Origin of the sequence: Vibrio sp. 10N.222.49.C9 (genome assembly GCF_041474985.1) — a bacterium.
Classification (GTDB): domain Bacteria; phylum Pseudomonadota; class Gammaproteobacteria; order Enterobacterales; family Vibrionaceae; genus Vibrio; species Vibrio crassostreae_C.
Genome location: NZ_JBFRVD010000982.1, coordinates 1 through 453, shown reverse-complemented (window position 1 = coordinate 453; position 453 = coordinate 1). Strand labels below are relative to the sequence as shown.

1 protein-coding gene is annotated in these 453 nt (G+C 47.9%); it reads right to left on the bottom strand.

Annotation, left to right across the window (positions count from 1 at the left end):
* Nucleotides 1-453 (bottom strand): MFS transporter (locus tag AB4585_RS26525; protein WP_372171732.1); only part of this gene is annotated, 453 nt, incomplete at both ends.

Here is a 453-nt window from a genome sequence, read left to right as displayed (position 1 = left end):
CTGTGTTTCTTAAACAATGTCGCCATACTCGCCACTAATTTAGGGTACGGCATGGTACTTGTTGGCTTATTGCTTGGTAGAAAAGTGTAAAGCAATACACCAAAAATCATCGCGATAGCGGCGGACATAATGAAAACCGCGCGCCAGCCAAACTGCTCTCCCACAAACCCACTTAGGGTACGTGACAACAAGATGCCGATAGTGAGGCCCGTCATCAGTGTGCCAATCACCTTGCCTTTCGACTCTGGAGTACTGAGTGATGCTGCAAAAGGGATGAGCTGCTGGGTAATATTGGCACTCAATCCGATGACGAAACATGCCACGACTAATGCGAGTAAACTGCTTGCTGAAAATGCCAATAGTGACGACATGACGAGCAGTACCGATAAGATAGCGATAAGGCGCTTACGCGGTATGGTATCTCCGAGTGGAGATAAGAATAGCAGTGCTGCT